Annotated in this window: 6 protein-coding genes and 2 pseudogenes; 1 reads left to right on the forward strand and 7 read right to left on the reverse strand. The window is 65.9% G+C overall.

All coding sequences use genetic code 11. The annotated features are described in order from the left end of the window. From pcaG to pcaF, 4 genes are all read right to left on the reverse strand, one after another. On the reverse strand, nucleotides 1-495 hold a 495-nt coding region (gene pcaG / locus IVB47_RS21170; RefSeq protein WP_247463930.1), incomplete at its 3' end, for a protocatechuate 3,4-dioxygenase subunit alpha. Further along, nucleotides 496-1,197 (reverse strand): protocatechuate 3,4-dioxygenase subunit beta, encoded by a 702-nt coding sequence (gene pcaH, locus IVB47_RS21175; RefSeq protein WP_247463935.1) that lies wholly within the window; start codon nucleotides 1,195-1,197, stop codon nucleotides 496-498. Nucleotides 1,198-1,289: 92 nt separating this feature from the next. Next, nucleotides 1,290-2,183, reverse strand: coding sequence for a dioxygenase (locus tag IVB47_RS21180; RefSeq protein ID WP_247463939.1), 894 nt, complete (start codon nucleotides 2,181-2,183; stop codon nucleotides 1,290-1,292). A gap of 137 nt (nucleotides 2,184-2,320) precedes the next feature. Then, entirely contained in the window at nucleotides 2,321-3,529 is a 1,209-nt protein-coding gene (pcaF, locus tag IVB47_RS21185) for a 3-oxoadipyl-CoA thiolase (protein WP_247463942.1), read from the reverse strand. A gap of 216 nt (nucleotides 3,530-3,745) precedes the next feature. On the opposite strand from pcaF, the gene mutS reads away from it, so the two are divergent. Next, nucleotides 3,746-6,484 carry a DNA mismatch repair protein MutS gene (gene mutS, locus IVB47_RS21190; protein ID WP_247463945.1) on the forward strand — a complete coding sequence of 913 codons (2,739 nt, stop codon included), beginning with the start codon at nucleotides 3,746-3,748 and terminating at the stop codon, nucleotides 6,482-6,484. 123 nt (nucleotides 6,485-6,607) lie between these two features. Here the strand turns inward: mutS and IVB47_RS21195 are convergent. The 3 genes and pseudogenes from IVB47_RS21195 to IVB47_RS21205 all read right to left on the reverse strand — a co-directional run. Next, nucleotides 6,608-7,387: pseudogene (locus IVB47_RS21195) on the reverse strand (hypothetical protein); the annotation flags it as partial. Nucleotides 7,388-7,458: 71 nt separating this feature from the next. Then, nucleotides 7,459-7,968 (reverse strand): OsmC family protein, encoded by a 510-nt coding sequence (locus IVB47_RS21200; protein ID WP_027566043.1) that lies wholly within the window; start codon nucleotides 7,966-7,968, stop codon nucleotides 7,459-7,461. 69 nt (nucleotides 7,969-8,037) lie between these two features. After that, nucleotides 8,038-8,373 (reverse strand): annotated as a pseudogene (locus IVB47_RS21205) (ABC transporter ATP-binding protein); the annotation flags it as partial.

Genomic DNA, 8,373 nt, shown 5'->3' on the forward strand with positions numbered 1-8,373 from the left:
GCGACGGTCGGCGGGCACCACCGCCAGCACGGGATCGGCGGCATTGCCGGCCTCGTCGCTGAAATAGATGCGGGTGTAGAGATGCCGCAGCATGCCGCGGCCAAACACCGCAAGCAGGATATGCGGTGCCTGCGGCTTGCCGTCGGGATCGGGCACCGCACCCGGCTTGATGGTTTCAAAGGAATAATTGCCGTCCTTGTCGGTGCCGCAGCGGGCAAAGCCGCGGAAGCTCGCATTCGGCAGCGCGCGTTTGTCCTGCGGATCGGCAAAGCGCCCCTGCGCGTCGGCCTGCCAGATCTCCAGCATGACATCAGGCACAACGACGCCATCGCCGTCGAACACGCGGCCCTCGATCCGGACACGATTGCCGGTGACGTCGGGCGTCAGGGTCGAGTTGGTGAACGCATCGTTCCAGGCATACTCGCCGGTCGGCGTCAGGCCGTATTTGAAGAACGGGCCGACGGTCTGCGACGGCGTGATCCCATTGTCCTGCACTTAATGGTTCTCCATAGGGGTGGCGTTCTTGCCGCGCAGCACAATGTCAAAGCGGTAGCACAGCGCCCATTCGGGCTGGGTGTTCTCGAGATCGAACGACGACACCATCCGCGCCCGCGCCCTTTCGTCCGGCACCGAATTGAAGATCGGATCGAACGGGAACAGCGGATCGGCTGGGAAGTACATCTGCGTCACGAGACGCGTGACGAAGGAATGGCCGAACACCGAGAGATGGATGTGTGCGGGACGCCAGGCGTTGTGATGGTTGCCCCAGGGATAGGCGCCAGGCTTGATCGTGACAAAGCGATAGCAACCGGCGGCGTCGCTCACGGTGCGGCCGGCGCCCGTAAAGTTCGGATCGAGCGGCGCCGGATGCTGGTCGCGGACGTGAACGTAACGGCCGCAGGAATTGGCCTGCCAGATCTCGACCAGCGAGTTCGGCACGCCCCGGCCGTCCTCGTCGCGCACATGGCCGTGCACGATGATGCGTTCGCCGAGCGGCTCACCGGTGTGTTGGGTGGTGAGGTCGTTGTCGCCCTCGCGCACGGTCTCGTGGCCGTAGACCGGGCCGGTCAGCTCCGACAGCGTATGGCGCATCGGGATCAATGGCTTGTTCGGCGCGCGCTTGATCGAGCTCTTGTACTCGGGCGACAGCGGCAACGGATGCGCCGTGTTGCTGTCGACGGGATAGATGAATGTCATTGGCGAACTCCTCCCCCGGCCCTTTTCCGACCGGTCTACGCTTCCGCCAATCATTATAGGATATAACTAATTGGGGGAAGCGGCTTTGCGCCCTATTTGATCGGCGGACGCGGCAGGACAGCCTCGCCGGCTTCGAGCCGGTAGACATGGTCGAGCGAATACCAGGGCGTCGCGACGTCGCGCTCGGTCGGATGTGGCGTGTCATGGCGCAGGAACTTGCCGATCAGCGCCCTGGTCACGCCGAACTGCACGTCGCTATCGATATGCGGATCGGCAGGGTCGTAAACCTGCGAGATCAGCACCTTGAATCCGGGCTTGAAGACCAGGGCGTGCAGGTGCGCGGGACGATAGGGATGCCTGCTCTGCGCCTCCAGGAGGCGGCCGACCACGCCCTCGGTCGGAATGGGATAGCCGACCATCATCACGGAGCGGAAAGAGAAGGCTCCGTCCTGGTCGGTCGTAAACTTGCCGCGCAGGTTCATGTCGGCCTGCTCGGGGTCCTGATTTTCATACAGACCAACCGGCGACGCGTGCCAGACGTCGACCTCGGCGCCGGCGACGGGGCGACCGTCCTTGTCCACGACGCGGCCGTTGACGAACAGCGGCGCGCCCGGTGTCTCGGAGCGGACGATCGATCCGCCATTTTCCACCCGCGGCGAGTTCAGCCGCCAGAACGGCCCGAGCAGCGACTGGTCGGTTTCCGTGTTGCCTTCATCGCCATTGTTCAGCAGGCACACCAGCGGCGAGATGCCGAGCGAGCCTGCCATCAGCACGACCTCGTTATGCGTGTCGGTCGAGAGCTTGCCGAGTTCCGCGATCACAGCCGTGGCGTCGCGGAATTCCTTCTCGGTCAGGCGAACGTCGCGAACAAAACCGTGCAGATGCTTGACCAGGGAGACCATGATCTGGCGCAGCCGGGGATCGGACGTCCGCTCCATCACCGCCAATGCCGCGGCCGTGACGTCCTGCTCGCGGGCGATGATCATGGGCTACTTTCTCCCTGTCATTCCGGGATGGTCCGAAGGACCAGACCTCAGGTGCGTAATTGCGCACCGGGGAATCTCGAGATCCCGGGTTCGGTGCAAATGCACCGTCCCGGGATGACGGAACGCTACCCGTCCCGTCAGTTCAGCTTCTCGATCGCGACGGCAACGCCCTGGCCGACGCCGACGCACATGGTGGCGAGCGCCAGCTTGCCGCCGCGCTTCTCCATGCCGTGCACGGCGGTGAGCGCAAGGCGCGCGCCGCTCATGCCGAGGGGATGACCGAGTGCGATCGCGCCGCCATGCGGATTGACGAAGTCGGCATCGTCGGCCACGCCGAGCTGGCGCATGCAGGCGATACCCTGCGAGGCAAAGGCTTCGTTGAGCTCGATCAGGTCGAAATCGCTGATCTTCTTGCCGAGACGCTCCATCAGCTTGCGGGTGGCCGGCACCGGGCCGATGCCCATGATGCGCGGCGGCACGCCGGCCGAGGCGAGGCCGAGGATGCGCGCGCGCGGCGTCAGGCCGTGCTTCTTCACGGCAGCCTCGGACGCCAGGATCATCGCGGCAGCGCCGTCATTGACGCCGGAGGCGTTGCCGGCGGTCACCGTGCCGGGATTGCGCACGATCGGCCTGAGCTTCGTCAGAGCTTCGAGCGTGGTCTCGGGGCGCGGGTGCTCGTCCTTGTCGACGGTCACAGGGCCGGCCTTGCCGCCGGGAATGGTGATCGGGGTGATTTCCTCCGCGAAATAGCCGGCCGCGATCGCGGCGCCCGCGCGCTGCTGCGAGCGGATCGCGAAGGCGTCCTGATCGGCGCGCGAGACCTGGAATTCCTCGGCGACGTTCTCGCCGGTCTCGGGCATCGCGTCGACGCCATACTGCGCCTTCATCAGCGGATTGATGAAGCGCCAGCCGATCGTGGTGTCGAAGATCTCAGCCGAGCGCGAGAACGCTTCCTGCGCCTTGCCCATCACGAAGGGCGCGCGCGTCATGGATTCGACGCCGCCGGCAATCGCAAGCTCGATCTCGCCGGAACGGATGGCGCGGCCGGCGGCACCGACCGCATCGAGGCCGGAGGCACAGAGCCGGTTCAGGGTCTGGCCCGGAACCGAATCCGGCAGGCCCGCAAGCAGGAGCGCCATGCGTGCAACGTTGCGGTTGTCCTCGCCGGCCTGGTTGGCACAGCCGAAGAAGACCTCGTCAACCTGTGCCCAATCGAGATTGGGGTGCTTGGCCATCAGAGCCTTGATCGGGGCCGCAGCCAAGTCGTCGGCACGCACCTTGGCGAGCGAGCCGCCAAAACGGCCGATGGGGGTCCGCACGGCATCGCAGATAAAGACGTCACGCATCGTTGTTCTCCCTGAATGCCGCGATCCGGCCTAAATTCTTCAATGTCGACGGAGTTTTAGGAGGGCGCCCGCGGCAGGTCAATTGACCGATACGCCCGTGTTCCGAGGGGTGCGCACGCGAGTTGCGCATGCCGCGGTGCGGACAACGTGGAAAACCTCCCCTCCCCGGCCAAAGCGATAGGAGCGCGGGGTGAAATTTTGTAGGTTGCGCCGCCCATGACGATGCAACAGCCGATCCCAGTGCCGCCCCCCGACGAAGCGGCCGCCCCGCAGGCGGAAGCCGCCGCGCGCGTCACGCCGATGATGGAACAGTACCTTGAAATCAAGGCGGCGCATCAGGGCCTCTTGCTGTTCTACCGGATGGGCGACTTTTACGAGCTGTTCTTCGAGGACGCAGAGATCGCCTCCAGGACACTCGGCATCGTGCTGACCAAGCGCGGCAAACATCAAGGCGCCGATATCCCGATGTGCGGCGTGCCGGTCGAGCGCTCCGAGGATTATCTGCACCGGCTGATCGCCGGCGGCCACCGGGTCGCAGTGTGCGAGCAGACCGAGGATCCCGCCGCCGCCAAGGCGCGCGGCAACAAGAGCGTCGTGCGCCGCGGCGTGGTGCGCCTGGTCACGCCGGGCACGCTGACCGAGGACACGCTGCTCGACGCGCGCGCCAACAATTACCTGCTGGCGCTCGCGCGCGCGCGCTCATCGGCGGGCGGTGACCGCTTTGGCCTCGCCTGGATCGACATCTCGACCGCCGAATTCATGGTGACGGAATGTTCGGGCGGCGAACTCGCCGCCACGCTCGCGCGCATCAATCCGAACGAGGTGATCGTCACCGACGCACTCTATAACGATAGCGAGCTCGGACAGACCCTGCGCGAGCTGCCGGCGGTGACGCCGCTGACCCGCGACGTCTTCGACGGCGCCACCGCCGAGAAGCGGCTGTGCGACTATTTTGCCGTCGCGACCATGGACGGACTGTCGCAGCTCACGCGGCTGGAAGCCACTGCTGCCGCCGCTGCCGTCACCTATGTTGACCGCACCCAAGTCGGCAAGCATCCGCCGCTGTCGCCGCCAGCGCGTGAAGCCTCGGGTGCGACCATGGCGATTGATCCCGCCACTCGCGCCAATCTCGAACTGACGCGGACGCTGGCCGGAGAACGCCGCGGCTCGCTGCTCGATGCGATCGACTGCACGGTGACCTCGGCCGGTTCGCGCCTGCTGGCGCAGCGGCTTGCCGCGCCGCTGACCGATGCGGCGGCGATTGCGCGGCGGCTCGATGCCGTCGGCAGCTTCGTTGCCGACTCGGCCGCGCGCGAGGACATCCGCAGCATCCTGCGCGGCGCCCCCGACATGTCGCGGGCGCTGGCCCGTATATCGGTCGGCCGCGGCGGGCCGCGCGACCTCGCCGGCCTGCGCGACAGCATCATCGCCGCCGACCAGGTGCTGACGCGGCTTGGCGAACTCGACCAGCCGCCGCAGGAGATCGCCGCGGTGATGGCGGCGCTGCAAAGGCCATCGCGCGAGCTCGCGGCGGAATTCGCCCGGGCGCTCGACGATCAACTGCCGCTCATCAAGCGCGACGGCGGGTTCGTTCGCCAGGGCTATGAGCCTCCGCTGGACGAAACGCGAAACTTGCGCGACGCCTCGCGCCTGGTGGTGGCCTCGATGCAGGCGCGCTACGCCGACAACACGGGGGTGAAGGGTCTCAAGATCCGGCACAACAACGTGCTCGGCTATTTCGTCGAAGTTACCGCGCAGCACGGCGACAAGCTGATGTCGGCGCCGCTGAACGCGACTTTCATCCACCGCCAGACGCTGGCCGGCCAGGTCCGCTTCACCACCTCGGAACTGGGGGAGATCGAAGCCAAGATCGCCAATGCCGGCGACCGCGCACTCGGGCTCGAGCTCGAAATTTTCGAGCGGCTCTGCACCAAGGCGTTGGCAATCAGCGAGGAGCTGCGCGCCGCCGCCCACGCCTTTGCGCTGCTCGACGTCGCGTCGTCGCTTGCCAAGCTGGCGATCGACGAGACCTATGTGCGGCCCGAGGTGGACTCGTCTCTCGGCTTTGCCATCGAGGCCGGCCGTCATCCGGTGGTCGAGCAGGCCTTGAAGCGCAATGGCGAGCCGTTCATCGCCAATGCCTGCGACCTCTCGCCGGGCCCTGCGCAAAAATCCGGCCAGCTCTGGCTGCTGACCGGTCCGAACATGGCCGGCAAGTCGACCTTCCTGCGCCAGAACGCGCTGATTGCGTTGCTTGCCCAGATCGGCAGCTTCGTGCCGGCGACACGGGCGCGGATCGGCATCATCGATCGCCTGTTCTCGCGTGTCGGCGCCGCCGACGATCTCGCCCGCGGCCGTTCCACCTTCATGGTCGAGATGGTCGAGACGGCCGCGATCCTGAACCAGGCCGGCGAGCGCGCGCTTGTGATCCTTGATGAAATCGGCCGCGGCACCGCGACCTTCGACGGCCTCTCGATCGCCTGGGCCGCGATCGAGCATCTGCACGAGAGCAATCGTTGCCGCACGCTGTTCGCGACGCATTATCACGAGCTGACCGCGCTCTCCGCAAAACTGCCGCGGATGTTCAACGCGACCGTGCGGGTGAAGGAATGGCAGGGCAATGTCGTGTTCCTGCACGAGGTGTTGCCGGGTTCGGCCGATCGCTCTTACGGCATCCAGGTCGCCAAGCTCGCGGGCCTGCCGCCAGCCGTGATCACGCGCGCGAAATCGGTGCTGGCGAAGCTGGAAGCCCAGGATCGCGGTCAGACCGCGCGCGCGCTCGCCGACGATCTGCCGCTGTTCGCAGTGCCCTCGCGCGCCGCCGCAGAAGCCGCCCCGCTGAGCGAGGCCGAACTGCTGATGGACGCGGTGAAGGCACTGCATCCGGACGAGATGTCGCCACGCGAAGCGCTCGATGCGCTGTATGCGTTGAAGGCCAAGCTGCCGAAGCAGTGAGCGGTCCTTCCGCAATCGTGATTGCGAGCGGAGCGGAGCAATCCAGAATCTCTTCGCGGCGGCAGTCTGGATTGCTTCGTCGCTTCGCTCCTCGCAATGACGAGTGTAGTGCGCCAATCGCTTCCTTCGCCCGTTCCACCACAGCGTCAGATTCCAAACGACGCAGGTCGCAAGCCCCATGCAGAGCCCGATCGCGGAGCCGAAATTGGCGGCGCCGACGTGCAACACCGCGATTGCCATGCCGAATCCGAGCAGACCCCAGGCGGAGTTGGCCAGCACCGCAGCAGTCGGAGGGCCGCCGATGCGCGGATGCAGGATCACCATGATGCTGGTGAACACGACCGGGTAGAGCGCGATGATGCCGCTGATGCGGGGGCCGACCGAACTCGATGTCGAGACGACGATGGCGACGAGCGTCGCCACCAGCAATGCCCGCATCGGCACGTCATACCAACGCCGCGTCACCAGCGGCATCTTCACATGGCGATAGCCCGCGAGCAGCGGAATGCAGATGCCGAACGCGATCAGATTGGCGGCGAGCCCAGCGGTGAGCGACCAGTCGAACTGCTTGATGATCGATGCGAACACGATCCAGACCGCGACCGCGCTTCCGCAACTCACCAGAAGGCTGCGCCGCTGTGCCAGCACCACATAGGTAACGCACATGAAGATCGTCGCTGCATTGACCGGCAAGCTCGACAGTGCGCCCTGCGCGATGAAGGCGGCATCGTGGTCGAGCGCGAGGAAGACGTAGGATGGTCCGGCCGAAACCGGCAAGGTCGCGACCAGCGCGCCGATCACCGGCCCTGAGCGCTCGGTGATGATCGAAGCCGTCACGACGAACGCCGCCGCGACCATCATGCGCAGAACGAGGATGAGGATGAAGTGGAGCTCGGGGGACATTTTTTTCTTTTGTCGTCCCGGGCTTCGCCGAGACGACACGAATTGTTGGGCGAGCGAGCGGCCTTCGCTCGCTACATCCGCTGCATCGACACCGAGACCTTCGGGCCGTTCTTGATGGTCTGATAGACCACGCAGTAGCGCTCGGTGAGCTTGAGCAGCAGGTCGAGCTTGTCTTGCGGCGCATCAGTGTCGACGTCGAAGCGCAGGCGTATCTCGGCGAAGCCGACCGGCGTCTCCTTGTCGACGCCGAGCGTGCCGCGGAAATCGAGATCGCCCTCGGCGTAGACGTTGCCGGTCTTCAAGGGCACCTCGATGGCGGTCGCGACCGATTTCAGCGTGACGCCGGCGCAGGCGACCAGCGCCTCCAGCAGCATGTCGCCGGAGCAAAGCTCCAGGCCGGAGCCGCCGGTCGCGGGATGCAGGCCGGCCATTGCGATGGCGCGGCCGGTCTCGACCTTGCAGGCGATGCCCTCGCTGTCGGTCGAGCCCTTGGCCTTCAACGTGATCATCGCGGTCTTGGGGTCAGTCTTGTAGCGCTCCTTGATCGGGGCCTGCATCTGGCGCAGTGCTGCGGCGTCCATTTTGTCTCTCCCGGGAAAATTGCCTCTACAAAGTACCGGATCGCGATGTACCGGCTCAGAGAGAAATTGTCACCACCACATGGCCTGACCGGGACCCTGGGTTGCGTCACGGTCGGGCACGCTGCGGTCGAGCGAGCGGTCGAGTGACGTCAGCACACTTCGCTTGAAATTCTCGAACAGCAGCGAATTGCGGTCGCGCGGCCGGCCGAGATTGATCTCGATCTGGTCGAACAGCCGGCCCGGCCGCGGCCGCATCACCAGCACGCGGTCGGCCAGCACCACGGCCTCGTCGACGTCATGCGTGACGAGGATGAGCGTCGGCCGCGTGTCGGCCCAGAGATCGAGCAGATGATCCTGGAGGTCGCGGCGGGTGAAAGCGTCGAGCGCCGAGAACGGCTCGTCGAG

Source organism: Bradyrhizobium sp. 62 (assembly GCF_023073035.1).
Classification (GTDB): domain Bacteria; phylum Pseudomonadota; class Alphaproteobacteria; order Rhizobiales; family Xanthobacteraceae; genus Bradyrhizobium.

Excerpts from the sequence above, each read along its gene's own strand:
- IVB47_RS21200 (WP_027566043.1), bottom strand. The coding sequence starts at position 7,968 with ATGGACGCCGCAGCACTGCGCCAGATGCAGGCCCCGATCAAGGAGCGC.
- pcaF (WP_247463942.1), bottom strand. The coding sequence starts at position 3,529 with ATGCGTGACGTCTTTATCTGCGATGCCGTGCGGACCCCCATCGGCCGT.
- IVB47_RS21180 (WP_247463939.1), bottom strand. The coding sequence starts at position 2,183 with ATGATCATCGCCCGCGAGCAGGACGTCACGGCCGCGGCATTGGCGGTG.
- pcaH (WP_247463935.1), bottom strand. The coding sequence starts at position 1,197 with ATGACATTCATCTATCCCGTCGACAGCAACACGGCGCATCCGTTGCCG.
- mutS (WP_247463945.1), top strand. The coding sequence starts at position 3,746 with ATGACGATGCAACAGCCGATCCCAGTGCCGCCCCCCGACGAAGCGGCC.